The following is a 24,865-nucleotide window of genomic DNA, read 5'->3' as shown; positions in this document are numbered from 1 at the left end:
GTGGGTAGCCGAAGAGTGCGTGACCGACACAGAGAGGAGATGGTTGGACAGTGAGCGTTATCGAGGAACGCGTGGAAGTCCATGCCCCGGTACGCGCCGTCTATGACCAGTGGACCCAGTTCGAGACCTTCCCGGAGTTCATGAAGGGCGTCGAGCAGGTCGACCAGGTGTCGAACACGCTGACCCACTGGAAGACCAGCATCGCCGGTGTGGAACGCGAGTTCGACGCCGAGATCCTGCACCAGGTCCCCGACGAGCGCATCTCCTGGACCGTCGTGTCCGGGCCGAAGCACCGCGGGACCGTGTCCTTCACCCCGCAGGGCACCGAGACCAAGGTGTCGCTGCGGATCGAGTTCGAGCCCGAAGGCGCGGCCGAGAAGATCGGCGACACCCTCGGCTTCGTGCAGACCAGGGTCCGCGGTGACCTGGGCCGGTTCAAGGAGTTCATCGAGAAGCGCGGCCACGAGACCGGTGGCTGGCGCGGCCAGGTCCGCCCGGTCGACGACCCGACCAACAGATAGAAGAGCGCGCGAGCGGGAAGCAGGGCCCGCCTCGCCGCACGGAAAAGAGACTGTGCCGCCCCCATTCGCCACGGGGGGCGGCACAGTCCTTTCGGCGTCAGCGTTTCGCGGCGGCGTTGATGACCTCTTCGAGGAGGTCGCGGGAGCTGGCCAGCTCCTTCATGGTGCGCTCGATGCGGGCCTTCTCCTCGGTCAGCTCGGCCACCAGCTTCGGCGTGGCCCGCGCGGAGGGCCCGCCGTCGGCATCGCGCATGCAGGGCAGCAGCCGGGCGATCTTCCGGCTGTGCAGGCCCGCGGCGAACAGCTCCTGGATGCGGATCACCCGGTCCACCGCGAACTCCGGGTACTCCCGCTGCCCGCCCGGCGTGCGCTCGGGGATCAGCAGGCCCTGTTCCTCGTAGTAGCGCAGCGACCGCTCGCTGACCCCGGTCCGCCGCGCCAGCTCCCCGATCCGCATCGGCCCTCCGCGACTTGAACTTCACACTGGTGTCAGGTTCTACCGTACCGGCATGACGAACCCGCCCTACACCTACAGCCCGATCATCGACCGTCCGCCCCTGCACTGGCCGCAGGGCAAGCGGATCGCCGTCTACGTCGGTCTCAACATCGAGCACTTCCTGCCCGGCCACCCCTCCACCAGCATCTGGCCGGGCACCGCCGAGCTCACCCCCGACCCGCTCAACCACGGCTGGCGCGACTACGGCAACCGGGTTGGTATCTGGCGGATCGCCGACATCCTGGATCGCCACGGCCTGCGCGCCAGCGTGCTGCTCAACTCCACCGTGACCGAGCACTACCCCCAGATCATCGAGGCCGGCAACGCCCGCGACTGGGCCTGGCTGGCCCACGGCAGCACCAACTCGATCCTGCACACCGGCCTGGACCTGGCGGAGGAACGCCGCGTCCTCACCGACATCGTGCACACCATCACCGCCGCCACCGGCAAGTCCCCGCGCGGCTGGATGGGCCCCGGCCTCACCGAGACCGCCAACACCCCGGCCCTGCTGGCCGAACTGGGCCTGAGCTACCTGCTGGACTGGACCAACGACGACCAGCCCTACCCGCTGACCGTGCCCGGCATGCTCAGCGTGCCTTACACGGTGGAGCTCAACGACCTGATGGTCTTCGCCAAGCACACCGGCCCGGAGTTCGCCCGCATGGTGCGGGACGCCTACGAGGTGCTGCACGCCGAGTCCGGGCACAGCGGCCGGGTGCTGCCCCTGGCGCTGCACCCGTTCGTGATCGGCCAGCCGTTCCGGGCCAAGTACCTGGACGAGGCGCTGGCTTTCCTGGCCGCGCAACCGGATGTGTGGCTGACCACCAGCGACGAGATCGCCGAGCACTACCAGAGCACGCTGGGCTAGCTGGCGTGTCCCAGCCGGCGGTGGCGGAAGCCCGCGGCGGCCAGCACCTTCGCCGGCAGGTGGTCGCGGGTGTCCACCAGCACGGGGGAGCGCATGCGGGCAGCCAGGTCGGGGAAGTCCAGCTCGGTGAACTCCGGCCACTCGGTCAGCAGCAGCACCGCGTCCGCGCCCTCGGCCGCCAGCGCCGCCCGGGAGACCAGGGAGACCGGTCCGAGCCGGCCCCGCTCGGCGGGCACACACGGGTCGTAGCCGCGCAGCCGGGCACCGGCCTCGGCCAGCGCCTCGGCCACCGCCAGCGCGGGGGAGTCGCGCAGGTCGTCGGTGCCCGCCTTGAACGTCAGCCCCAGCAGGCCGATCCGGGCCTCGCGCAGCGGGCGGGCCAGCAGCCCTGCCAGGGCCTCGATGATCCGGGCCGGTTGGCGGTCGTTGGTCTCGATCGCGGCCGAGAGCAGCGGGAACTCGACCTCGGCCTGCTGGGCGGTGTGCAGCAGCGCCCTGGTGTCCTTGGGCAGGCAGGACCCGCCCCAGCCCGGCCCCGGGGCCAGGAAAGCGGGGCCGATGCGCTCGTCCTGGCCAAGGCCCTCGGTGACCGCGGCGATGTCGGCCCCGGTGCGCTCGCACAGCTCGGCCAGGGTGTTGACGTAGGAGAGCTTCATGGCCAGGAAGCTGTTGCTGGCGTACTTGACCAGTTCGGCGCTGGCCGGGTCGGTGACCAGGGTCGGCGCGCCGGTGTCCCGGTAGAGGGCCAGCACCCGGCGCGCGGTCTCCTGCTCGCTCGCGCCGACCACCACCCGCTGCGGGTGCAGGAAGTCGGCCACCGCGTGCCCCTCGCGCAGGAACTCCGGGTTGCCCGCCACCGCGACGTCGTCGCGGCCGAGCCTGGCCCGCAGGTCGTCGGTGGTGCCCGGCGGCACGGTGGACTTGACCACCAGCACACTCCCCGGTCGCAGCTCGGGGCCGATCTGGGCCAGCACGGCGTGCACCGCGCCCAGGTCGGCGGCCCCCGACTCGGACGCGGGGGTGGGCAGGCACAGGAAGACGAACTCCGCCTCGCGCACCGCGGCCAGGTTGTCGGTGGTGAAGTCCAGGGTGCCCTCGGCCAGCCCCTCCGCGACCAGCTCGGCCAGTCCCGGCTCGTGCAGGCCGACCACTCCGTGCCGAAGATCGTCCACTGTGGACTGATCGACATCCGAGCAGACCACCCGGTGTCCCAGCTGGGACAGGCAGGCCGAGGTGGTGAGCCCGACATAACCGGCGCCGATGACGCCTATCCGCTGCGCGCCCATGCCAGGGAGCCCTTTCCGGGGAGCAGCCGCCGGGCCGCGTCGAGCACCTCGTCCACCGAGATGCGCGACAGGCCGGGGGCTGGGGTGTCGGCGAAGGTGTCACTGCTGATCCCGGCCCACAGCGCCAGGTGTTCCGGCCGCTCCGGCGGCGGACCCCACAGCTCGGGGGAGACCGGTCCGAACAGCACCACCGAGGGGGTGCCGTACGCGGTGGCCAGGTGCGCCACCCCGGTGTCGCCGCAGATGACCAGCCGCGCGGTGGCCACCAGCGGGGCCAGCTCGGCCAGCGAGGTGTGCCCGGCCAGCACCCGCTCCGGCGGCAGCCCGGCCAGTTCGGCGACCTCCTTGGCGCGCGGGCGTTCCGGCAGGCTGCCGGTGAGCACCACATGCCCGGGCAGCCGCCGGGCCAGCTCGGCGAAGCGGTCCACCGGCCAGCGCCGGGACCCGTGGCTGGCGCCGATGTGCATCACCACCGCCCCGCGCACCGGCGCCGGGCACCACGGCTTGGGCAGCCGCAGGTCGGTCGGATCGGCCGGGATGCCGTGTTCGGTGAGCAACCGGCACCAGCGGCGCACCTCGTGCTCCTGCTCCCGCCAGCTGTCCCGGTCGAAGGTGATGAGTCGTCGCGGTTCGAGCTCGCGCAGCAGCGCGGTGCTCTGCGGCCCGTGACCGTGCAGGTTGACCGCGAGATCAGGCGGCCGGGCCTGCCAGCGCAGCGGTTCATCGAGGCCCTCGGTGGTGAGCAGCCGGTCCACCGCGCCGATGTCACCGACCAGCTCGGCCAGCCATTCCGGCGCGGCAAGGGTGATCCGGGCGTCGAAGTGCGCCCGGCGCAGCGCGCGGAGTGCGGGCACGGCGGTGAGCAGGTCGCCCAGTCCGAGCGCGCGCAGCACGAGGACTTCCGGGGCGCTCACCGGCGCACCCGCCAGAACCGCAGTTCACCCCGCAGCCGGTGCAGACAGGCCATGGGCGGGATGATGACGCTGGTCACGACCATGCGGGCGATCTCATCCGGGGTGCGCGGCCCGGGCCGGATCCGCCGAGCGGCGAACTCGGTGGTCAGCCCCGCCCACACCAGCCCCGCGACCAGCGCCGCCCGCCGCGGCCAGACGGGGCCTGCGGTCTCGTCCGCCGTCCGGTGACTGGCGAGCGCTCCCACGAGCGCTCCGGCCTGCCGCCGGGCGTGTGCGCCAGCTCGCGGCCCGGCGACCGCGCTGGCCAGTTTCCCGACAACCGCTCCGGCTTGCTTGCCGACGAGCGTCGCGGCCCGCGTCCCGCTGAGCGCTTCGGCCCGCTTACCGGCGAAGGTCGTGGCCCGAGTCCCGCCGAGCGCCCCGGTCCGCAGCCCGGCGAGCACCCCCACCCGCCGTCCCGCCAGCGACCCAGCACCAGTCCCGCCCCGCCGCAGCCCGGCCAGCCCGAACCCCACCGCCGCCACCAGCGCCCCGGTCGTCACCACATGCCACCGCAACCGCCCCGGCTGTCCGCCGATCCGCTCCCGCCACCCCGCCCCCACCAGGTGCCGCAGCAGCGCGTCATCCGCGTTCCCGCGCTGTGCCCGCACGCTGGCCAGGAATCCTTGCTCGCGCACGGGGTGAGTGGTCGATCGCTCACCCTCGGTCAGTTCCAGGCCCTGGTCCAGCACCCGCAGTGCCAGCTCGGCGTCCTCCCGGTAGGCCCGGGGGAACCGCTCGTCGAAGCCGCCGACCTCGGCCAGCGCGGAGCGCCGGTAGGCCATGTCCGCGGTGATCCACTCTGCCTGGGCCAGGCCCGCGGTGCCCAGTTCGGCATCGGTCGGCGCGCGGTCGGTCGGCAGGGGCACCGTGATGCGGGCCTTGCTGGCGGCGACCTTCGCGTCCAAGCGGGCCAGGTCCGCCGCCAGGCGTTCCGGCCAGTCGGGGCTGACCACCACGTCGTCGTCCAGGAAGGCGATCCACTCGCACTCGGTGGCCTGCCAGCCCACGTTGCGCGCCGCCGCCGGGCCGCGGCCGCCGGAGGTGAGCACCCGCACCGGGATCGGGGTCGGGCCGAGGGGTTCGGGATTGGGGCGGTCGTCGACCACGATCACCTCGGCCGGTTGCGGGCCGTGGGCGTTGGCCAGGGAGTTGAGCAGCCGCCACAGGCTGTCCCGGCCGATCGTGGGCACCACCACGGCGTAGTCCACTGTGGAGGTCATCCGGACAGTCCCTTTCTGCGCAGGGCGAACGGGCCGATGGCGAGCAGGTCGATCGGCGCGGAACCGAAGCACTCCAAGGCATCCCTCGGGTCATCGACCATCGGGCGGCCTGCGGTGTTGAGGCTGGTGTTGACCACCACCGGCAGTCCGGTGCGGGCGGCGAACTCGCGCAACACCCGGCCCATCAACGGATCCTGCTCCGGGTCCACGGTCTGGATCCGGGCGGTGCCGTCCACGTGCACCACCGCCGGGATCCGCTCCCGCCACTCCGGGCGCACGTCGTGCACGAAGAGCATGTGCGGGCTGGGGATCGGGCCGCGCTCGAACAGCTCGGCCGCGCGGTCGGCCAGCACCATCGGCGCGACCGGCCGGAACTGCTCGCGGCCCTTGACGTCGTTGAGCCGGGCCAGGTTCTCCGCCCGGCCGGGATGGGCCAGCAGCGAGCGGCGGCCCAGCGCGCGCGGACCGTACTCGGCTCGGCCCTGGAACCAGGCCACGACCTGGTCATCGGCCAGCGCTTCGGCCACTGTCACGGCGATGTCGGCGGGCTCGGTGTAGACCAGGTTCGCCGTCTCCAGGCACTGCCGGATCTCCTCGGCGGAGAACTCCCGGCCCAGGTCCGCGCCCGGCATCGGCGCGGCGGGGGCGTCCTCGGTGGCGGTGACGTGCAGGGCCGCGCCCAGCGCGGTGCCCGCGTCGCCCGCGGCCGGCTGCACCCAGACCTCCTCGAACGGGCCCTCGGCGTGGATCCTGGTGTTGGCCACGCAGTTCAGCGCCACCCCGCCGGCCATGGTGAGCCGCCGGTGACCGGTGGCCTCGTGCAGCCAGCGGGCCAGCTCCAGCAGCACCTCCTCCACCCGCAGCTGCACGCTGGCGGCCAGGTCGGCGTGCTCGGGGCCGAGCTCACCGGACTCGCGGCGCTTGGCCAGTGCGTTCCAGTCGATGGGCTCGATGTGGAAGCCGCCCTCGTCGGTGGTGCGCACCAGCTCGCGGAAAAGATCAGCGTGCGCCGGGGTGCCGTAGGAGGCCAGGGCCATCACCTTGTACTCGTCGCTGGAGCGCAGGAAGCCCAGGTGCTCGGTCAGCGACTCGTACATCAGCCCGAGTGAGTGCGGAAGTCGTTGCGAGGCCAGCACTTCCAGCTGCCCGTCGCGGTAGCTGCCGCCCAGGTGGGAGGCGCACTCGCCGCGGCCGTCGGCCACCAGCACGGCGGAGTCCGCGCCGAAGGGGGCGGCCAGCCCGGCGGAGGCGGCGTGCGCCATGTGGTGCGGCACGAAGCGCACGATGCCGGGGTCCAGGCCCGGCAGCGCGGTGGCCAGGAACCGGGGGGCGCGCCGCGCGTAGTTGGTGCGCAGCTCCTCCCAGTCGCCGTCCAGGCCCTGCTGGCCGGGCTCGACCAGGCCGGGATCGTAGGAGTAGGCCACCGCGTCCAGATCCGACGGCGTGAGCCCGGCCTTGGCCAGGCACCAGCGAGCCGACTGCTCGGGCAGCTCCCAGGCGGAGAAGGGCACCGGTCGTTTGCCGTGCTTGCGGCGGCTGAACCGCTCTTCCTCCGCCGCTGCGACGACCCGGCCGTCCACCACCAGCGCGGCGGCGGGGTCGTGGAAGATGGCGTTGATTCCCAGGACGCGCATGACGATCGGCTACCCGGCGGCCCGGTGGGCAAACGAGGCCGCGGCGAAGTGGTCCACGGTCCGCCGCAACCCCTCGGTCAGCGAGACCTCCGGGGCCCAGCCCAGCTCCCGCGCGGCCACGGCGATGTCGGGGCAGCGGCGGCGCGGGTCGTCGGTCATCGCCTGCTCGTGCACCACCGGCGCGGAGCTGCCGGTGAGCTCGCGGACGCGTTCGGCGATCCGGGACACCGGGTGCTCCTCGGGGCTGCCGATGTTGACCGGGCCGGGAATCCCGCTGCGGGCCAAGGTGATCAGGCCGCGGACGGTGTCGCTGACGTAGCACAGCGACCGGGTCTGCGCGCCGTCGCCGAAGACGGTGATCGGCTCCCCGGCCAGGCCCTGGCGGATGAAGGTGGGGATCATCCGGCCGTCGTCGGGCCGCATCCGGGGGCCGTAGCTGTTGAAGATCCGGGCGATCGAGGCGCGCAGGCCGTACTGGCCGCGGTAGGCGGTGGTCAGCGCCTCGCTGAAGCGTTTGGACTCGTCGTAGACGCTGCGCGGGCCCACCGGGTTGACATTGCCCCAGTAGTCCTCGGTCTGCGGGTGCCGCAGCGGGTCGCCGTAGACCTCGCTGGTGGAGGCCAGCAGGAACCGGGACCGGTGCGCCTTGGCCAGCTCCAGCGCGTGCAGCGTGCCCAGCGAGCCGGTGCGCATGGTCCGCACCGGTTCGCGCAGGTAGTCCGCTGGCGAGGCGGGGCAGGCCAGGTGCAGCACCGCGTCCACCGGGCCAGGCACCCGCAGCGGCTCGGTGATGTCGGCGTGCTGGAAGTGGAACCGGGGATGCTCCGCTACAGTGTCCACATTGGACAGACGTCCGGTGGACAGGTCGTCAACGCACACCACCGACACCCCGGAGAACACCAGCTCCTCGCACACGTAGGACCCGAGGAAGCCCGCGCCCCCGGTGACCACCACCCGTTCGAACCGCATCGCGAGCCCCTTTCTCATCCGCTCCACCCCGGCGGCTACCCGGGGCCTGGCCGGGGAAACGTCGGTGTCGGCCGCGCCGGGGCGGGGTAGCTCGAAGGCATGACGAGCGCGCGCACCACCGTGGTGATCGCCACCAGGGACCGCTGGGACGAGCTGCGGCACACCCTGCACCGGCTCGCCGAGCTCGACCCGGCACCGCCGGTCGTGGTGGTGGACAACGGTTCCAGCGACGGCACCAGACAACGTTTGCCCGCGGAGTTCCCGCAGGTGAGGCTGATCCCCTTGTCCGGCAACCGGGGCGCCACCGCGCGCAACCACGGGGTGGCGGTCGCGCGCACCCCGTACGTGGCCTTCAGCGACGACGACTCCTGGTGGGCGCCCGGCGCGCTCCAGCAGGCCGAGCGGCTCTTCGACGCCTGCCCGCGACTGGGGGTGGTCTCCGCGCGCACCCTGGTCGGGCCGGAGCAGCGGCTGGACCCGCTCAGCGCCGAGCTGGCCGCCAGCCCGCTGGGCCGGGAACCCGGGCTGCCGGGGGTGTCGGTGCTGGGTTTCCTGGCCTGCGCGGCGATCGTGCGCCGGGAGGCGTTCCTGGCCTGCGGCGGGTTCTCCCCGGTGCTGTTCTTCCCCGGCGAGGAGCAGCTGCTCTCCTGGGACCTGGCCGCCGCCGGCTGGGCGTTGTGCCACGTGCCCGAACTCGTCGCCCACCACCACCCCTCGCGGATCCGGCCACCCTCGGCGGCCCGGCGACGGCTCCAGGCCCGCAACGCCCTGCTCACCGTGTGGCTGCGCAGACCGTGGCCGGAGATCGCCGCGGCCACCGGGGCACAGCTGCGCGCGGGAGAACTCCGGGTGCTCCTGGCGGCGCTGGCCCGGCTGCCCGGCGTGCTGCGCGCCCGGCGACGCCTGCCCGCGGAGGTGGAACAACGGCTGGCGCTACTCCAACGCCAGGCATGGAGCGCGCCAGGCCGGGTAGGCCAACAGGGAACCACGACACCACAGACAGTGGAGGAGGATCCGTGTCCACCAGCGAAACCGGCTCCGTGACCGGAACCAGGGACAAGGACTACAACATCATCTGGTTCACCGAGGCATGCCTGTCCAACGTGCTGCGCCTGGAGACCTACATCCAGGACGCGGAGAAGGCCGGCGACAGCGAGCTGGCCGAGTTCTTCCGCAAGGCCCAGGGCGAGAGCCGCAAGGGCGCCGAGCAGGCCAAGGCCATGCTCGCCCAACGGCTCAGCGGCTGAGCCCGCACACGTGAAGGGCCGGGCGCCTGGGGTGCCCGGCCCTTCACGTGTGTCCGGTTGCAGCTCGCCCGGTTACAGCTCGCCCTGCTGCGGCGAACGGCCCACATCACCGCGCCAGGCGCCGGTCTCCGCGCCCCGCTGCTCGATGAACTCCTTGAACCGCTTCAGGTCCCCGGAGACCCGGTGCTCCACCACCCCCAGCGCCGCGCCCGCCTTCTCGGTCAGCGACTCCGGCTGGTACTCCATCTGCAGGCTGACCCTGGTGGTCTTGTCGTCGAGCCGGTGGAAGGTCACCACCCCGCCGTGCGGCGGGCCGTCGATGGTCTTCCACGCCACTCGCTCATCCGGGTGTTGTTCGGTGATCTCGGCGTCGAACTCCCGTTCCACGCCACCGATCTTGGTCTGCCAGTGCGTCCGGGTCGGGGTGACCTGGGTGATGCGCTCCACGCCCTCCATGAACCGGGGGAAGGTCTCGAACTGGGTCCACTGGTTGTACGCGGTGCTCACCGGCACCTGGACGTCCACCGACTTCTCGATCGTGGTCACGCCGCCTCCTCACAAGATGGGGGTTCGGGGATGGTGTACCCGGGTCCGACCGCCCTACACGCCCGCCGATGTCACGCTGAGTAGCGGTTCTCGGAGAAGTGTTTAGTACTTCTTCGCTCGGCAAGCCTCGCCAGGTGAGCGGAATCGTGCACTCCGCCTGGCCCGGTCTGGTGCTCTTCGACCGGGACGGCACTCTTGTCCGGGATGTCCCGTACAACGGGGATCCCGAGTTGGTGACGCCGATGCCCGGCGCCGCCGAGGCACTGGCCGCGCTGCGCGCCAGGGGCGTGCGCACCGGTGTGGTGACCAACCAGTCCGGCGTCGCACGAGGACTGCTGTCCCTGGCGCAGGTCGCGGCCGTGCACCGGCGGATCGTGGAGCTGCTGGGGCCCTTCGACACCTGGCAGGTCTGTCCACACGGGCCACTGGAGGGTTGCCGCTGCCGCAAACCCCGGCCGGGCATGGTGCTGGCCGCCTGCGCCGAGCTCGGCGTGCCACCCTGCGCCACCGTGGTGATCGGCGACATCGAGTCCGATGTGCGGGCCGCGCAAGCCGCAGGCGCGCACGGGATCCTGGTGCCCACCCCGGTCACCCGTGCGCACGAGGTGCGCAACGCCCCGGTGGTCGCCCCGGACCTGACCGCCGCGCTCGACCTGGTGCTGCCCACGGAGGTCCGGCGATGAGCAGGGTGCTGGTGTGCCGGTTGGACAGTGAGGGCGACGTCCTGCTGGCCGGACCGGCGATCAGGGCGATCGCGCACACTGCGGAGGTGACGCTGCTGTGCGGACCGCGCGGCGCCCAGGCCGCCGGGCTGCTGCCGGGAGTGTCCACTGTGCTCACCTGGCACTGCCCGTGGATCGACCCCGAGCCGGAACCGGTGCGCCCGCAGGACTTCAGCACGCTGGTGGACACCGTGCGCGGACTCGGCTGCGACCGCGGCGTCATCCTGACCTCCTTCCACCAGTCGCCGCTGCCCACCGCGCTGGCCCTGCGGCTGGCCGGGATCGGGCACCTCACCGCCGCCTCGGTGGACTATCCCGGCTCACTGCTGGACATCCGCCTGCGCCCCGGGCAGGACCTGGCCGAGGACCAGCCGGAGGCCGGCCGCGCGCTGGCCATCGCCGCCGCGGCCGGATTCCCGCTGCCCCCGGGCGATGACGGGCGGCTCGCGATCACCGGCTACCCCGGCACCGGCGAGCTGACCGGCCCGCCCGGCTACGTCGTGCTGCACCCCGGCGCCTCGGTGCCCGCCCGCAGTTGGCCGCCGCGCCGCTGCGCCGAAGCGGTGGCCGAGCTGGTCCGCGACGGCCACCGGGTGGTGGTCACCGGCGGGCCCGGCGAGACCGGACTGACCGCCGAGGTCGCCGGGTCGCACGCGCTGGACCTGGGCGGGCGCACCAGCTTCGCCGAGCTCGCCGGCGTGCTGGCCCGGGCCGCCGCGGTCGTGGTCGGCAACACCGGCCCCGCGCACCTGGCCGCCGCGGTCGGCACCCCGGTGGTCTCGCTGTTCGCGCCGGTGGTGCCCGCGATCCGCTGGGCCCCGCACGGTCCGCACGTGCTGCTGGGCGACCAGTGGGCGCCCTGCCGGGACAGCAGGGCCAGGGTGTGCCCGGTGCCCGGTCACCCGTGCCTGGACGGCGTGCCGGCCACCGCGGTGGCCGAGGCGGTGCGCAGCCTGCTGGGGGTGACGGTGTGAGGGTGCTGGTCTGGCACGTGCACGGCGGCTGGCTCAACTCCTTCGTCCGCGGGGAGCACGACTACCTCATCCCGCGCCTGCCCGTCGGCGGCGAGTGGGGACTCGGCCTGGCCGGGCGGGACTGGCCGCGCGCCACCGAGGTCCCGGTGGAGGAGCTGGTCAACACCGAGGTCGATGTCGTTGTCCTGCAACGGGCCGAGGAGATCGAGCTGGTGCACCGCTGGCTGGGCCGCACCCCCGGCAAGGACCTGCCCGCGATCTATGTCGAGCACAACACCCCGCCGATGGCCGTGCGCGAGGCCAGGCACCCGCTGGCCGACCACCCGGAACTGCTGCTGGCGCACGTCACCCACTTCAACGACCTCGTCTGGGACTGCGGCACCACCCCGACCGTGGTGATCGAGCACGGCGTGCCCGACCCCGGCCACCGCTACACCGGCGAGCTGCCGCACGCCGGGGTGGTGGTCAACGAACCCATCCGGCGCGGCCGGGTGGCCGGCACCGACCTGTTGCCCCGCTTCGCCGCCGCCGCGCCCCTGGACGTCTTCGGCATGGGCCTGGACGGCCTCGGCGAACACCTCGGCCTCGGCCCCGACCGGCTCACCGCCTGCGGCGACCTGACCACCGCGGACCTGCACACCCAGCTCGCCCGGCGCCGGGTCTACCTGCACCCCTACCGCTGGACCTCACTCGGCCTGGCGATGCTGGAGGCGATGCACCTCGGCATGCCGGTGCTCGCCCTGGCCGTGACCGAGGCGCCGCGCGCGGTGCCACCCACCGCGGGGGTGCTCTCCACCAGGGTCGAGGACCTGGTCGAAGCGCTGCACACGCTGACCGCCGATCCCGCGCTGGCTCGCGAGCTCGGCGCGGGCGCGCGCGAACACGTTCTGGCACACCACGGGTTGACGGCCTTCGTCGACCACTGGGACCGAATCCTGACGGAGGTGACCCGATGAAGATCGCCATGATCTCCGAGCACGCCAGTCCGCTGGCCGTGCTCGGTGAAGTCGACGCGGGCGGTCAGAACCTGCATGTGGCCGAGCTCTCGGCCGCACTGACCCGGCGCGGACATGAGGTGAGCGTCTACACCCGCCGCGACGCTCCGGACCTGCCCGAGCGGGTCGAGGTCGAACCCGGCTACACCGTGGTGCACATCGACGCCGGGCCGGCCCGGCAGCTGCCCAAGGACGAGCTGCTGCCGCACATGGGCGACTTCGCCAGGCGGCTGCGCGGACACTGGACCCGCGAGCGGCCCGAGGTGGCGCACGCGCACTTCTGGATGTCCGGGCTGGCCGGTGAGCTGGCCGCCCGCGACCTGAAACTGCCGCTGGCCCAGACCTTCCACGCCCTCGGCGTGGTCAAGCGCCGCCACCAGGGCAGCGCCGACACCAGCCCGCCGGAACGCATCGGCATCGAACGCGTGGTCGGCCGCGCCGCCGACCGGGTCATCGCCACCTGCTCCGACGAGGTCTTCGAGCTGGTCCGCATCGGCGTGCCCAGGGCCCGGATCTCGGTGGTGCCCTGCGGGGTCGACCTGGAGCTGTTCGACCAGCTCGGCCCGGCCGCCCCGCGCAACCACCGCAAACGCCTGGTCTCGGTGGGCAGACTGGTGCCGCGCAAGGGTTTCGACCTCATCATCAGCGCGCTGGCGGCCACCCCCGACGTCGAGCTGGTCATCGCCGGCGGCCCCGCCGAGGGCGACCTGGCCCACGACGCCGAGGCCAGGCGGCTGCGCGCGCACGCGCAACGGCACGGCGTGGCCGACCGGGTGGTGCTGCTGGGACAGGTGGCGCGCAAGGACATGCCGCCGCTGCTGCGCTCGGCCGACGCCGTGGTCTGCGCGCCCTGGTACGAGCCCTTCGGCATCGTGCCCCTGGAGGCGATGAGCTGCGCCCGGCCGGTGATCGCCACCGCGGTCGGCGGCCTCACCGACACCGTGGTCGACGGCGTCACCGGCGTGCTGGTGCCGCCCCGCGAGCCCGAGGCGCTGGCCAAGGCGATCCGCCAGGTCACCGGCGACCCCGCCTTCGCCCAGGCCCTCGGGGTGGCCGGCAACGACCGGGTCGCCGCCCGCTACGGCTGGGACCGGATCGCCGCCGACACCGTGCGCGCCTACCAGCGGATCGTCCGGGTCGGCGCGGCCGAGGACGCGGTCGTGGGGGAGGGGCGATGAGCGGTGAGCTGATCGGCGGCCACCTCGACGGCCTGCACCAAACCCTGGAGAACCTGCGGCGGCACGAACCGCTGCTGCGCCGCTGGGGCCGGGTGCTGGCGCACCGGCTCAGCGGCGGGCACCGGCTGCTGGCCGCGGGCAACGGCGGTTCGGCGGCCGAGGCCCAGCACCTCACCGCCGAGCTGGTCGGCCGCTACCGCGAGGACCGCAGGCCCTTCTCCGCGATCGCGCTGTGCGCGGAGTCCTCCTCGGTCACCGCCATCGGCAACGACTACGGCTACCAGGAGGTCTTCGCCCGCCAGGTGCGCGCGCACGCCGGGCCGCTGGACATCGTGGTGCTGCTGTCCACCAGCGGCCGCAGCCCCAACCTGCTGCGCGCCGCCGAAGCCGCCCGCGAGGCCGGCGCCACCAGCTGGGCCTGCACCGGCCCCGCGCCCAACCCGCTGGCCGAGGTCGCCGATGAGACCCTGGCCCTGGACGGGCCCAGCCCCAACGTGCAGGAGGCCCAGCTGGTGCTGGTGCACCTGCTGTGCACCGCCTTCGAAGCCGAACTGTCCACAATGGACACACTTGCGCGCAGGAGGGTGTCATGAGCCTGGTCGTGGTCGGCGACTCGCTGCTGGACGTGGACCTCGACGGCCGGGCCGACCGGCTCTGCCCCGACGCCCCCGCACCGGTGCTCGACCTCGACGACCGCCGCGACCGCCCCGGCGGCGCGGCGCTGGCCGCCAGCCTGGCCGCCGCCGACGGCGAACCGGTCACCCTGGTCACCGCGCTGGCCAACGACGCCGAAGCCGACCGGCTGCGCGCCGCCCTCGGCGGAGTGTCCACAGTGGCCGGTGAACTGCCCGGGACCACCACGGTGAAAGCCAGGCTGCGCGCCGACGGCCGCTCCCTGGCCCGCCTGGACTACGGCCACAGCGCCCGCCCGGAAGCCACCGAGGAGATGCTGGACGCGGTCGCCGACGCCACCGCCGTGCTGGTCTCCGACTACGGCCGCGGCCTGGCCGCCGACGAACGCCTGCGCGAGCTGCTGACCAGCCGCGCCAGCCGGATCCCGGTGGTCTGGGACCCGCACCCGCGCGGCCCGGACCCGGTGCCCGGCGTCCGCCTGGCCACCCCCAACCGGGCCGAGGCCCTGGCCGCCACCGGCGCGCCGGATGAGTACGCCGCGGCCGCGCTGCTGCGGCAACGCTGGCGGGCCGGTGCGGTGGTGGTCACCCTCGGCGCCAGGGGCGCGCTGCTGGAGCACGGCGGCACCCCGGTCGCCGTGCCCGCCCCGGAGATCACCGCGCTGGACCCCTGTGGCGCGGGCGACCGCTTCGCCGCCACCGCCGCCTGCGCGCTGCGCCGAGGTGCCGCGGTGGACGAGGCGGTGGCCGCCGCGGTCGAGCAGGCCGCCGACTTCCTGGCCAGGGGCGGCGCGGCCGGGTTCGGCACACCACCGCCGGAGCGGGAGTCCACTGTGGACGGACTGCTGCGCTCGGTGCGGGCCAGGGGTGGCACCGTGGTGGCCACTGGCGGCTGCTTCGACCTGCTGCACGCCGGGCACGTGCGCATGCTCGCCGCCGCCCGGCGTCTCGGCGACTGCCTGGTGGTGTGCCTGAACTCCGATGAGTCGGTGCGCCGCCTCAAGGGCTCCGGCCGCCCGGTCAACCCGGCCAGGGAACGCGCCGAACTGCTGCGCGCGCTCTCCAGTGTGGACGCCGTGGTGGTCTTCGAGGAGAACACCCCGGAGGCCGCGCTGCGCAGGCTGCGCCCCGACATCTGGGTCAAGGGCGCGGACTACAACGCCGACACCCTGCCCGAGGCCGGGCTGCTGCGCGGCTGGGGCGGCCGCACCGTGGTCGTGCCCTACCACCCCGGGCGCTCCACCAGCAGGCTGGTGACCGCCCTGGACCGACTGAGCTGAGAGGGAGAACCCGTGAACGAGGTAGGCGTCATCCTGGTCACCGGCGGCGCGTCCGGGCTCGGCGCGGCCGTGGTGCGTGCCGTGCACGAGGCCGGGGGCACCGCGCTGGTGCTGGACAAGGACACCCCGGCCGCGGACATCCCGGCCAAGGACGCCCTGACCGTGGACCTGACCGACACCGCGGCCGCCGAAGACGCCGTGGCCAAGCTCGCCGAACGCGCGGGCGGTCTGGACGGGGTGGTCACCGCCGCGGGCATCGACAGCTGCGGCCCGCTCGACGGTGTGTCCACAATGGACTGGGAGCGGGTGGTGCGGGTCAACCTGTTCGGCACCGCGGCGGTGGTGCGCGCGGCGCTGCCGTACCTGAAGGTGAGCCGGGGCCGGGTGGTCACCGTGGCCTCCACCCTCGGCCTGCGGGTGGCCGGCGACGCCACCGCCTACTGCGCCTCGAAGTTCGGCGTGGTCGGCTTCACCCGCGCGCTGGCCATGGAGACCGCGGGCGAGGTCGGGGTGACCCTGCTGGTGCCCGGCGGCATGCGCACCCGGTTCTTCGACTCCCGCACCGAGCAGTACCGCCCGGCCGATGACAGCAAGCTCAACCCGCCGGAACGGGTCGCCGACACCGTGCTGTTCGCGCTGCGCCAGCCTGCGGGCTGCCAGCTGCGCGAACTGGTGGTGTGCCACGAGGAGGAACCGTCCTGGCCGTGACGGTTCCTCCTCCTTCGCTCAGGCCCGGGGTCTAGTCGCCCCGGGCCTTGGCGGTCTTGCGGTTGTTGGCCTTCTTGATCGCCTCGATGAGCTGCGGCTTGGACATGCTGGACCGGCCGGCGATGTCCAGCTTCTTCGCCACCTCGTACAGGTGTTCCTTGCTGGCGTTGGCATCCACGCCTTCGTGCGTGCCCACGCTCTTCGCACCGGCCTTGCGCTTGGCCTGCTGGTCCGAAGGCCCCTTCTTCTTTTTCGGCTCCCAGTGGTCGCCGACCTTCTCGAAGGAGTGCTTCAGCGCGGAGAACGCGGTGCGGTGCGCTCGCTCTCCCTCGCCGTAGGTCTGCACCGCCGAGTCGTGCGCCTTGATCCAGGTCTCCTGGGCCTTCTTCGGCGATCGCTCCAGCGTGCTGGGCAGCTCCTGCCTGCCGGGCATGATCATCACCTCCACCCTGGGGATTCCCCTCCCCGTGCAGGTGAAACAGCCGCGCGGCCGGGTAACCGGGGCGCATGACCCCGCCCCAGCTGAGCATTCACAGCCCCTTGGACGGCTCCCTCGTCGGCACCCTGCCCGCTGCCGACCCCCAGCAGGTCGCCGAGGCGGTCGCCGCGGCCCGCACCGCCCAGCACGCCTGGGCCCGCACCAGCCCGGCCGAACGCGGCGCCGCGCTGCACACCGCGGCCGCGGCCCTGCGCGCCCGCGCGGAAGATCTGGCCGCCGTGCAGCGCGCCGAGACCGGCCGCCCGCTGGAGCAGGCCCTCGGCGGTATCGAGGCCGGGGCCGCCACGCTGGTGCAGTACGCCGAACTGGGCCCGCTGCGCGGCGGCCGCACCCTGCTGGGGCAGTGGGGCGCCACCGACTTCACCGTGCCCGAGCCCCGCGGCGTGCTGTTGGCCCTGACCCCGTGGAACGACCCGGTCGCGGTGGCCTGCGGCCTGCTCGGCGCGGGCCTGGCCACCGGCAACGCGGTGCTGCACAAGCCCAGCGAACGCTGCCCGCACAGCGGCGCCCTGCTCGGCGACATCCTCGCCGACTGCCTGCCCGCCGGCGTGCTGACCACGGTGGTCGGTGACGCCACCACCGGCGCCGCCCTGGTGCGCGCCGGGGTCGACGTCATCGCCCACGTCGGCGGCACCGCCGCGGGCCGGGTGATCGCCCGCGAGGCCGCGGCCACCGGAGCCAAGGTGCTGCTGGAGAACGGCGGCAACGACGCGCTGATCGTGGACCGGGACGTCGACCCGGCCTGGGCCGCCGAACAGGCCGCCATCGGCGCCTTCACCAACCAGGGCCAGATCTGCACCTCGGTGGAGCGGATCTACCTGCACCGGGACCTCGCCAACCGCTTCCACGACGAGCTGGTCAAACAGGCCCAGAACTGGCCTGGTGAACAGCCCCTGGTGGACCGGCGGCACCGCGAGCACGTGCACAGCCACGTCAGCGAGGCGGTCAACGCCGGGGCCACCCTGCTCACCGGCGGTGAGCTGCCCGAGGGACCCGGCGCGTTCTACCCGGCCACCGTGCTCACCGGCTGCGCCGACGAGCTCGCGGTGCTCACCGAGGAGACCTTCGGCCCCGTCGCGCCGATCCGGGTGGTGAGCAGCTTCACCGAGGCGGTGCGACTTGCCGCCGGCGACCGCTACGGCCTGGCCGCCACCGTGCTCACCGCGGACATGGCCAACGCCCAGCTGGCCTGGCGGGAGCTGCCGGTCGGCACGGTGAAGGTGAACGCGGTCTTCGGCGGCGCGCCCGGCGGGGCGGCCCAGCCGCGCGGGGCCAGCGGCGACGGCTTCGGCTACGGACCGGAGCTGCTGGACGAGCTGGTCACCATGAAGGTCGTGCACACCGAGCCCGCGCGGCTGGGGTGAGCGTCAGCCCGCCGGGATGGGCGTCACCCGCAGCGCGTTGGCCACCGCGACCAGGTTGGCCGCCATGGTGCGCGCGGTGTTGTGCGACCACTGGTGGCCTTCCTCGGTGTCCGAATAGGACGGTCCAGGACCGGGTCCGCGGTTCCAGTAGGTCCAGGCCTGGCCGGGGATGGTGTAGCCGATGTCGGCCAGCCCGCCGCTGATCTCGCTGATCACGTGGTGCGCGCCGTCCTCGTTGCCGGTCACCACCACCCCGGCCACCCGGTTGTAGGCCACCGGCCGTTCCTGGTCGTCGGTCTCGGAGATCATGGCGTCCATCCGCTCCAGCACCCGCTGCGCGATGCTGGAGGGGCGGCCCACCCAGGTCGGGGTGGCCATCACCAGGATGTCGGCGGCCAGCAGCTTGTCGTGGATGCCCGGCCACTCGTCGTCGCCGCCCATGTCGGTCTTGACGCCGGGGGAGACGCGGTGGTCGACCACCCGCACCACCTCGACCTCGACGCCCCGCTCCCGCAGCGCGCTGACCACCACGTTCGCCAGCAGTTCGGTGTTGGAGGTATCCGGTGACTTCTTCAGGGTGCAGTTGAGGACAAGAGCTCGCATGCGGCCGGAGTACCCTCCCTGACCGGGGCAAACCTGGATTTGCCCATGCAAGAACCGGGTACTGACCTGGCATGAGCGTGCCGGAGGCTGATCCCGAGGAGCGGTTGGACCGCAACCTCAACGAGCTTCTCCAGGAGCTACGCGTGGCCCAGGCCGGCGTGCAGATCCTGTTCGGGTTCCTGCTGTCGATCACTTTCACCGAGCGTTACACCGAGGTCAGCACCGAGATCCGGATCACCCATCTGGTCACCATCCTGTTCGCCGGGGCCGCGGTCGCTTTACTGACCGCACCCGCCGCCTGGCACCGGCTGCTGTTCCGGCGCGGCAAGCGAGAGCGGATCATCAGCTCCGCCAACAGGTTCACCGTGCTCGGCCTGGCCGCGCTGGCGATCGCGCTGACCGGCACGGTGCTCCTGCTCGGCGAGATGATCATGGGCGGCTGGGCCGGTATCGCACTCGGCGTGGCCGCCGCGATCGGCTTCGGCTCCCTGTGGTTCCTGATCCCGCTGCGGCACCGCTGATCACCGCGCGGTCACCCGAAAGGTCTTCAGCTCCGGATCGGCGGAGTCCGGGATGTACATGCCCGCGTCCAGCCCGGTGCGCAGGTAGTCCACCACGTCCTGGGTGATCCGCTCGCCCGGCAGCACTGCGGGCACACCGGGCGGGTACGGGCTGATCGTCTCCGCGGCGATCCGCCCGGCCGCTTTCTCCGCGGGCACGTCCTCGCACGGCCCGAAGAAGGCGTCCCTGGGCAGCTGCACCTGTTCCAGCTCCAGCTCACCCGGCGCGGGCAGGTCGATCGGCTTGGCCCTTGGCAGGTCCTCGCTGGCCTCCACCAGCGCCCGCACCGAGGAGACCAGGATGTCCGCGCTGCGCTCGTCGTCGGCCACGGTCAGCTGCGCGGCGAAGCGGCGGTGGTCGGCCAGCCCGACCTCCACGTTCCGGTTCTCCCGCAACCACTCCGAGGCGGTGTAGCCGCTGATGCCCAGCTCCCGCAGGTCGATGACCAGCTTGAGCGGGTCCTGGTCGTCGGCGCGGCCGGGGCCGACGAACTCCGCGCGGCCCATCACCCGCACCCCGCGCAACGCCTCCAGCCGTTTCCTGGTCTCGGCGGAGAGCGTGATCACCTTGTCCAGCAAGGCGTGCCCGTGCTCGGCCATCTGCCGCCGCCAGCCGTCCAGGCCACCGAAGATCAGCGCCGACGGGCTGGTCGTGTTCAGCAGGTCCGCCCGCGCGGCCAGGACCTTCGGGTCCACCCGGTCGCCCTGCAGGTGGTACACCGAGCCCTGTTCCAGCCCGGCGCCCATCTTGTGCACGCTGGTCACGCACAGGTCCGCGCCCGCGTCCATCGCCCAGCTGGGCAGGCCGGGGTGGAAGGGCAGGTGCGCGCCCCAGGCCTCGTCCACGATCAGCGGCTTGCCGTGCTCGTGGCACAGGTCCGCGGTCTCCTTGATCGCCGCGCAGGTGCCGTAGTCGGTCGGGGTGATCAGCAGCAGGCCCTTGGCATCCGGGGCCTGGCCAAAGGCTTCGGCCACCGCCTCCGGGCCGGGCGGGTGCGCCAGCTGCCACTCCGGGTCCCAGCGCGGGTGCACCCACACCGGGCGCACCCCGCTGATGATCAGCCCGGCGATCACCGACTTGTGCGCGTTGCGCGAGATCAGCAGCTGCTCGCCGGGACCGGCCACGGTGATGATGCAGGCCTTGACCGACAGCGAGCTGCCGCAGGTGGAGAAGTAGGCCAGGTCGGCGTCCACCGCATCGGCCATCAGCTCCTCGGCCTGGGTGAGGATCTCCTGGCTCATCCGCCGGTCGTCGATGCCGTTCATCATGATGATGTCGGCGGCGAAGAGGTCCCGGCCCATCACCTCCAGGACCCGGGGATCCACGCCCCTGCCCTGTTTGTGGCCGGGCGGGATGAAGGTCATCGGGTTGCGCTCCCGGTGGGCGGCCATCGCCTCCAGGACCGGCGCGCGGGAGTGGTCCGGCTTGCTCATCGCACCGCCTTCGGGGCCAGCAGCGCGCCCAGGGCGATCATGCCCAGCCCCAGGCCCAGGTGCAGCCAGTCGTCGGCGGTGTTGAGCGGCACGAAGTTCAGCGGGCTGTCCTTGTCCACCACCAGCCCGTAGACCCACAGCGCCAGGTAGACCACCCCACCGCCGATGAGGAAGCCGCGCGCGCCACCGGGGGTGCGGGCCAGCAGCAGCCCGGCCACGCCGAAGATCAGGTGCACGATGTTGTGCAGCACCGAGACCGCGAACACGCCCAGCAGCAACGCCTGCGAGTGGTGACCCGCCACCAGCAGGTCGTCGAAGTTGGTGGTCACCCCCGGGACGAAGCCGAGCACGCCGACGGCCACGAACACGATCGCCACCAGCACCGCCGCGGCCTGTACCGCGGTGCGCACCGGCCGGCTGGTCACCGCTTGAGCCATGGTTGTCACCTCATGAGGGAGATTGCGCCAATGGCTCCGGCTACCCGGTGCCGCCTGCGGCAAACGGCGGTTGAAGGCACCCGAGTAGGGGAATCCGAGGCCATGAGCGAGCACGCCGGCGCGGTCATGCCCAGCGAGGCGGACAAGCGCCCCTCCTTCTTCGACCGGTTCGCGACCAAGGTCAACACCTTCGTCTCGCGGGCCTGGTTCTTCGCGCTGTGCCTGGCCATGGTGGTCATCTGGGCTCCGTCGTACTTCCTCTTCGAGTCCGAGGACACCTGGCAGCTGGTGATCAACACTCTGACCACGATCGTCACCTTCCTGCTGGTGGCCCTGCTGCAGAACACCCAGACCCGCTCCGATGAGGCCACCCAGCAGAAGCTCAACGCGATCGCCGACGCCCTCTCCGACCTGATGAACCGGCAGGACCAGGCGGACGATGCCAGGGAGTTGCGGCTCGCGGTGGGCCTGGAGAAACGGGAGAGCAGCTGAGATGGCCAAATACCCTGGCGCCAACCCACCCGGGGACGCCGGACTCGACGAACTGCGCACCGCGGTGCAGGGTTGCCGCGGCTGCGACCTCTACCGTGATGCCACGCAGGCCGTCTTCGGCGACGGCCCCGAGAACGGCCGGGTGATGTTCATCGGCGAACAGCCCGGCGACCAGGAGGACAAGGCCGGCGAACCCTTCGTCGGACCGGCGGGCCGCCTGCTGGACAAGGCACTCGTGGAGGCCGGGATCGACCGCGCCACGGCCTATGTCACCAACGCGGTCAAGCACTTCAAGTTCCAGCGCGACGCCCGGGGCAAGCGCCGCATCCACCAGAAGCCCAACCGTTCCGAGGTGGTGGCCTGCCGCCCCTGGCTGGTGGCCGAGCTGGGCGCGGTGCGGCCGGACCTGGTGGTGTGCCTGGGTGCCACCGCCGCCCAGTCGGTCCTGGGTGCGGCGTTCCGGCTCACCGCGCATCGAGGGGAGCTGCTCGAACTACCCGAGGAGTTCCCGCTTCCGGCGCGGGTTCTGGCTACCCAGCACCCCTCCGCGGTACTGCGCGCGCCCGACCGCGAGGCCGCCTACGCCGCACTGGTGCAGGACCTGAAGGTGGCCGCGGCCGCGCTCAGCCGCGCCGGGTGAGGGCGAAGCGCAGCGCGAAGTGGTCCAGCACGCTGGGCAGCCGGCGCCCCGGCCGCAGGTGCGCCCTGGTCAGCAGCCCGATCTCGTGCTCACGGCGCAGGGTGGCCAGCACCTGGGTGGTCAGCAGCAGCACCAGGTTGCGGCCGGGGCAGACCGCGGGGCCGTCGCTGAAGGGCACCAGCGCGCCGTGGAAGTGCGCGGTGCCGTCCTGCCAGATCTCCGGGGTGAACCCGGCCGGATTGCGGTGCAGGTAGGGCGCGAACAGGATGACCGTGGCGCCCTGGGGGATCTCGTGCCCGCCCAGCGTGGTGTCCACTGTGGACTCGCGCAGGATCAGCGGGGTGGTCGGCCACAGCCGCAGCGACTCCTGCACGCAGCCGCGCAGGTAGGGCAGCTCCCAGAAGCTGTCCGGGGTGGACCCGGCGGACTCGGCCAGCGCCTTGGTCTCCTGCTCCGGGTGGGTGGCCAGCAGCGCCAGGGTGCGGAAGACCGCGATCCCGGCCGCGTCGAAGGCGAACAGCCAGTGCGCCACCTGCGATTCCGGGTGGATGTCCGGGCCCGGGTGGTTCTCCGCGATCCGCGCGGCCAGGCTGCCCGGCTGGGCCCGGTCGATCACGCCGCGCAGGTGCCGCAGGAACATCTCCCGGTGCTTGGTCTCCCTGGGGTGCAGCCAGCCCCAGTTCCCGGCCCGGCGCAACGCGAAGAGCCGGTCGGTGAGCAGGTCGTCCCCGGCGGCGCCGGTGCCCAGCACCACCTGGCGGACCAGTCGCCACCACTGCCGGGTGAAGGCGGGCCAGTCCAGTTCCGGCTGGGCCAGCAGGGGTTTCACCGTCTGCGCCACGATCGCGCTGAAGTCGGCGGCCTGCGGGTGCACCGGATGGGGCGTGGCCAGCACGTCCTCGGTGAACTCCCGCCGGTGCGCCCGCTGCTCGGCCGGGGAGATCAGCAGGCCCTCGGGCTGGAACTGTCCGAGCGCGTGCCGCTTCTCCAGGCTGGCCGGGCTGAACGGCTCGGGGGAGCGGGCCAGCGCCTCGTGCGCGTCGGAGGAGTCCAGTGGCAGCACCAGGTCCCGGCCCGGCAGGCGCAGCCGCAGTGGCGCGTCGCCGTAGCGCTCGCGCAACCGGGTCAGCAGCCGCACCGCCCGCCGGTCCAGGTCCAGGCGCTGCGCCCAGGCCGCCGCACGCGGGCGGCGGATCACCGCGCCGCGCACCAGGATGGGCACCAGCACGTTGGCGACCACCTTGGCAGTGTCCACAGTGGATAGTCGGCTCAGTGAGCGCTTCTCGGTGGTGGTCAACGCTTCCCCCGCGCCATGCCCTCGTCGGCGGCCTCCAGGATGATCCGCTGGGAGCGGCGGCCGGTGGCCAGCAGCCAGCCCCATTCGGCCAGCACCGCGATCCGGTTGCGCCAGCCCACCAGGAAGGCCAGGTGCACCGCGAGCCAGGCCGCCTTGCCGATCAGCCCGCGCAGCTTCAGCCCGCGCACATCGGCCACGGCGTCGCCGGGGGAGACGGTGGCCATGGTGCCGCGGTCCCGGTAGCGGAACGCCGGCGGCGGGGTCCGCTCACCCAGCCTGGCCTTGATCACCTCGCCGACGTGCTCGCCCTGCTGGATCGCGGGCGCGGCCAGCCCCGGCAGGTCGTCCAGGTTGGCCAGGTCGCCGACGGCGAAGAGCTCGGGGTGGCCGGGCAGCGAGCAGTCCGGCCGCACCTTGATCTTGCCCTTCTTGTCCGTCTCCACCCCGGTGGCCTTGGCCAGCTGGTCGGCGAAGGCCGCGGGTTTCACCCCGGCCGCCCAGATCACCGTGCGCGCGGCCAGCCGGGACTCGCTCTTGTCCTTGGCGCGCAACAACACGCCCTCCTGGTCCACGTCGGCGACCATCTTGCTGAGCAGGACCTCCACGCCGAGCTTGCCCAGCGTCTTGCGGGTGTGCGCGCGCAGCGGCTCGGCGAAGGGCGGCAGCACGGTGTCCACCGCGTCGATCAGCACCACCCTGGCCGAGGCCGGGTCGATGTCGCGGAACTGGTTGCGCAGGCTGCGCCGGGCCATCGCGGCGACCTGTCCGGCCAGCTCCACCCCGGTCGGCCCGGCGCCGACGATCGCGATGGTCAGCCAGCGCGCCCGCTCGGCCGGGTCCTGGGCGTTGGCCGCGTTCTCGAAGGCGGTGAGCAGCCGGGAGCGCAGCCGCACCGCGTCGGAGAGGGTCTTCATCGGCAGCGCCACCTCCCGCCACTCCTCGTGGCCGAAGTAGCTGTCCGCGGACCCGGCGGCGACCACGAGACTGTCGTAGGCCACCACCTCCTGGCGGCGGTCCGGCAGCTCCACGGTCACCGTGCGGGCCTGCGCGTCCAGCTCGGTCGCGGTGCCCAGCACCACCCTGGCGTTGCGCTGGGAGCGGAGCACGTCCCGCAGCGCGGGTGCGATGTCGCCGGGGGAGAGCAGCGCGGTGGCCACCTGGTAGAGCAGCGGCTGGAACAGGTGGTGGTTCATCCGGTCGATGAGGATGACGTCCACATCGGACTTGCGCAGCGTCCGTGCCGCGGCCAGCCCGCCGAAGCCTCCGCCGACGATGACGACTCGATGTCTGGTGGCAGTCACCCGCCC

At 72.9% G+C, this 24,865-nt stretch carries 28 protein-coding genes; 15 read left to right on the top strand and 13 right to left on the bottom strand.

Annotated features, from left to right (window positions below):
* Positions 1–50: 50 nt before the first annotated feature.
* The gene (locus tag N8J89_RS22720; protein WP_283659010.1) at positions 51–521 is read left to right on the top strand and encodes an SRPBCC family protein; all 471 of its coding nucleotides are present in this window, start codon (positions 51–53) and stop codon (positions 519–521) included.
* Between the two features lie 97 nt (positions 522–618).
* Here the strand turns inward: N8J89_RS22720 and N8J89_RS22715 are convergent, their stop codons facing one another.
* On the bottom strand, positions 619–978 hold the full coding sequence (locus tag N8J89_RS22715; RefSeq protein ID WP_283659009.1) for a MerR family transcriptional regulator: 360 nt from the start codon (positions 976–978) through the stop codon (positions 619–621).
* A 52-nt stretch (positions 979–1,030) separates the two neighbouring features.
* Between N8J89_RS22715 and N8J89_RS22710 the strand changes: the two genes are divergently transcribed.
* Complete coding sequence (locus N8J89_RS22710; RefSeq protein WP_283659008.1) at positions 1,031–1,885, top strand: polysaccharide deacetylase family protein; 855 nt, start codon at positions 1,031–1,033, stop codon at positions 1,883–1,885.
* On the opposite strand, the gene N8J89_RS22705 is transcribed toward N8J89_RS22710, so the two are convergent.
* From N8J89_RS22705 to N8J89_RS22685, 5 genes are read right to left on the bottom strand one after another with little or no spacing between them, the layout of a single operon-like run.
* On the bottom strand, positions 1,882–3,171 hold the full coding sequence (locus N8J89_RS22705) for a UDP-glucose dehydrogenase family protein (RefSeq protein WP_283659007.1): 1,290 nt from the start codon (positions 3,169–3,171) through the stop codon (positions 1,882–1,884). The two genes, N8J89_RS22710 and N8J89_RS22705, sit on opposite strands and share 4 nt — an antisense overlap.
* Positions 3,153–4,085 (bottom strand): glycosyltransferase family 9 protein, encoded by a 933-nt coding sequence (locus N8J89_RS22700; protein WP_283659006.1) that lies wholly within the window; start codon positions 4,083–4,085, stop codon positions 3,153–3,155. Before N8J89_RS22700 ends, N8J89_RS22705 begins: the two co-directional genes overlap by 19 nt.
* Entirely contained in the window at positions 4,082–5,347 is a 1,266-nt protein-coding gene (locus tag N8J89_RS22695; protein WP_283659005.1) for a glycosyltransferase family 2 protein, read from the bottom strand. The genes N8J89_RS22700 and N8J89_RS22695 overlap by 4 nt, the downstream gene beginning before the upstream one ends.
* Complete coding sequence (locus N8J89_RS22690; protein WP_283659004.1) at positions 5,344–6,981, bottom strand: carbamoyltransferase family protein; 1,638 nt, start codon at positions 6,979–6,981, stop codon at positions 5,344–5,346. Before N8J89_RS22690 ends, N8J89_RS22695 begins: the two co-directional genes overlap by 4 nt.
* A 9-nt stretch (positions 6,982–6,990) precedes the next feature.
* Positions 6,991–7,968, bottom strand: coding sequence for a UDP-glucuronic acid decarboxylase family protein (locus N8J89_RS22685; RefSeq protein ID WP_283659003.1), 978 nt, complete (start codon positions 7,966–7,968; stop codon positions 6,991–6,993).
* An 81-nt stretch (positions 7,969–8,049) separates the two neighbouring features.
* On the opposite strand from N8J89_RS22685, the gene N8J89_RS22680 reads away from it, so the two are divergent.
* Positions 8,050–8,994: a glycosyltransferase family 2 protein gene (locus N8J89_RS22680; RefSeq protein ID WP_283659002.1), complete on the top strand. Its 945-nt coding sequence runs from the start codon at positions 8,050–8,052 to the stop codon at positions 8,992–8,994.
* Positions 8,967–9,197 (top strand): hypothetical protein, encoded by a 231-nt coding sequence (locus tag N8J89_RS22675; protein ID WP_283659001.1) that lies wholly within the window; start codon positions 8,967–8,969, stop codon positions 9,195–9,197. The genes N8J89_RS22680 and N8J89_RS22675 overlap by 28 nt, the downstream gene beginning before the upstream one ends.
* A 72-nt stretch (positions 9,198–9,269) precedes the next feature.
* Here N8J89_RS22675 and N8J89_RS22670 read toward each other — a convergent pair whose 3' ends face one another.
* Complete coding sequence (locus tag N8J89_RS22670) at positions 9,270–9,743, bottom strand: SRPBCC family protein (RefSeq protein ID WP_283659000.1); 474 nt, start codon at positions 9,741–9,743, stop codon at positions 9,270–9,272.
* 134 nt (positions 9,744–9,877) lie between these two features.
* Between N8J89_RS22670 and N8J89_RS22665 the strand changes: the two genes are divergently transcribed.
* Genes N8J89_RS22665 through N8J89_RS22635 form a run of 7 tightly spaced genes read left to right on the top strand, consistent with a single transcriptional unit; the run spans position 9,878 to position 16,232 of the window.
* The gene (locus tag N8J89_RS22665; RefSeq protein WP_283658999.1) at positions 9,878–10,426 is read left to right on the top strand and encodes a D-glycero-alpha-D-manno-heptose-1,7-bisphosphate 7-phosphatase; all 549 of its coding nucleotides are present in this window, start codon (positions 9,878–9,880) and stop codon (positions 10,424–10,426) included.
* Positions 10,423–11,439 carry a glycosyltransferase family 9 protein gene (locus N8J89_RS22660; RefSeq protein WP_283658998.1) on the top strand — a complete coding sequence of 339 codons (1,017 nt, stop codon included), beginning with the start codon at positions 10,423–10,425 and terminating at the stop codon, positions 11,437–11,439. The genes N8J89_RS22665 and N8J89_RS22660 overlap by 4 nt, the downstream gene beginning before the upstream one ends.
* Positions 11,436–12,395, top strand: coding sequence for a glycosyltransferase (locus N8J89_RS22655; RefSeq protein ID WP_283658997.1), 960 nt, complete (start codon positions 11,436–11,438; stop codon positions 12,393–12,395). Before N8J89_RS22660 ends, N8J89_RS22655 begins: the two co-directional genes overlap by 4 nt.
* The gene (locus N8J89_RS22650; protein WP_283658996.1) at positions 12,392–13,612 is read left to right on the top strand and encodes a glycosyltransferase; all 1,221 of its coding nucleotides are present in this window, start codon (positions 12,392–12,394) and stop codon (positions 13,610–13,612) included. Before N8J89_RS22655 ends, N8J89_RS22650 begins: the two co-directional genes overlap by 4 nt.
* Positions 13,609–14,205 (top strand): D-sedoheptulose-7-phosphate isomerase, encoded by a 597-nt coding sequence (locus tag N8J89_RS22645; RefSeq protein WP_283658995.1) that lies wholly within the window; start codon positions 13,609–13,611, stop codon positions 14,203–14,205. The genes N8J89_RS22650 and N8J89_RS22645 overlap by 4 nt, the downstream gene beginning before the upstream one ends.
* Positions 14,202–15,524 (top strand): D-glycero-beta-D-manno-heptose 1-phosphate adenylyltransferase, encoded by a 1,323-nt coding sequence (rfaE2, locus tag N8J89_RS22640; protein WP_283658994.1) that lies wholly within the window; start codon positions 14,202–14,204, stop codon positions 15,522–15,524. The genes N8J89_RS22645 and rfaE2 overlap by 4 nt, the downstream gene beginning before the upstream one ends.
* Before the next feature lie 12 nt (positions 15,525–15,536).
* Positions 15,537–16,232 carry an SDR family oxidoreductase gene (locus N8J89_RS22635; RefSeq protein WP_283658993.1) on the top strand — a complete coding sequence of 232 codons (696 nt, stop codon included), beginning with the start codon at positions 15,537–15,539 and terminating at the stop codon, positions 16,230–16,232.
* A 31-nt stretch (positions 16,233–16,263) separates the two neighbouring features.
* Here N8J89_RS22635 and N8J89_RS22630 read toward each other — a convergent pair whose 3' ends face one another.
* Complete coding sequence (locus N8J89_RS22630) at positions 16,264–16,665, bottom strand: ChaB family protein (RefSeq protein WP_283658992.1); 402 nt, start codon at positions 16,663–16,665, stop codon at positions 16,264–16,266.
* 74 nt (positions 16,666–16,739) lie between these two features.
* Between N8J89_RS22630 and N8J89_RS22625 the strand changes: the two genes are divergently transcribed.
* Positions 16,740–18,095 (top strand): aldehyde dehydrogenase family protein, encoded by a 1,356-nt coding sequence (locus N8J89_RS22625; RefSeq protein WP_283658991.1) that lies wholly within the window; start codon positions 16,740–16,742, stop codon positions 18,093–18,095.
* A 3-nt stretch (positions 18,096–18,098) separates the two neighbouring features.
* On the opposite strand, the gene N8J89_RS22620 is transcribed toward N8J89_RS22625, so the two are convergent.
* Positions 18,099–18,698 carry a flavodoxin family protein gene (locus tag N8J89_RS22620; RefSeq protein ID WP_283658990.1) on the bottom strand — a complete coding sequence of 200 codons (600 nt, stop codon included), beginning with the start codon at positions 18,696–18,698 and terminating at the stop codon, positions 18,099–18,101.
* Between the two features lie 71 nt (positions 18,699–18,769).
* Here N8J89_RS22620 and N8J89_RS22615 point away from each other — a divergent pair, with 71 nt between their 5' ends.
* Positions 18,770–19,219 (top strand): DUF6328 family protein, encoded by a 450-nt coding sequence (locus N8J89_RS22615; protein ID WP_283658989.1) that lies wholly within the window; start codon positions 18,770–18,772, stop codon positions 19,217–19,219.
* Here N8J89_RS22615 and N8J89_RS22610 read toward each other — a convergent pair whose 3' ends face one another.
* On the bottom strand, positions 19,220–20,692 hold the full coding sequence (locus N8J89_RS22610) for an aminotransferase class I/II-fold pyridoxal phosphate-dependent enzyme (protein WP_283658988.1): 1,473 nt from the start codon (positions 20,690–20,692) through the stop codon (positions 19,220–19,222).
* On the bottom strand, positions 20,689–21,129 hold the full coding sequence (locus N8J89_RS22605; RefSeq protein ID WP_283658987.1) for a DUF4383 domain-containing protein: 441 nt from the start codon (positions 21,127–21,129) through the stop codon (positions 20,689–20,691). Before N8J89_RS22605 ends, N8J89_RS22610 begins: the two co-directional genes overlap by 4 nt.
* A 102-nt stretch (positions 21,130–21,231) precedes the next feature.
* On the opposite strand from N8J89_RS22605, the gene N8J89_RS22600 reads away from it, so the two are divergent.
* Positions 21,232–21,621 carry a low affinity iron permease family protein gene (locus tag N8J89_RS22600; RefSeq protein ID WP_283658986.1) on the top strand — a complete coding sequence of 130 codons (390 nt, stop codon included), beginning with the start codon at positions 21,232–21,234 and terminating at the stop codon, positions 21,619–21,621.
* Position 21,622: 1 nt separating this feature from the next.
* Positions 21,623–22,261: a UdgX family uracil-DNA binding protein gene (locus N8J89_RS22595; RefSeq protein ID WP_283658985.1), complete on the top strand. Its 639-nt coding sequence runs from the start codon at positions 21,623–21,625 to the stop codon at positions 22,259–22,261.
* Here N8J89_RS22595 and N8J89_RS22590 read toward each other — a convergent pair.
* Complete coding sequence (locus tag N8J89_RS22590; protein WP_283658984.1) at positions 22,245–23,558, bottom strand: cytochrome P450; 1,314 nt, start codon at positions 23,556–23,558, stop codon at positions 22,245–22,247. The two genes, N8J89_RS22595 and N8J89_RS22590, sit on opposite strands and share 17 nt — an antisense overlap.
* Positions 23,555–24,859, bottom strand: coding sequence for an NAD(P)/FAD-dependent oxidoreductase (locus tag N8J89_RS22585; RefSeq protein WP_283658983.1), 1,305 nt, complete (start codon positions 24,857–24,859; stop codon positions 23,555–23,557). Before N8J89_RS22585 ends, N8J89_RS22590 begins: the two co-directional genes overlap by 4 nt.
* Positions 24,860–24,865 lie beyond the last annotated feature (6 nt).

This window comes from Crossiella sp. CA-258035, from assembly GCF_030064675.1.
Lineage (GTDB): Bacteria > Actinomycetota > Actinomycetes > Mycobacteriales > Pseudonocardiaceae > Crossiella.
This window is presented reverse-complemented; position numbering and strand designations above follow the sequence as displayed.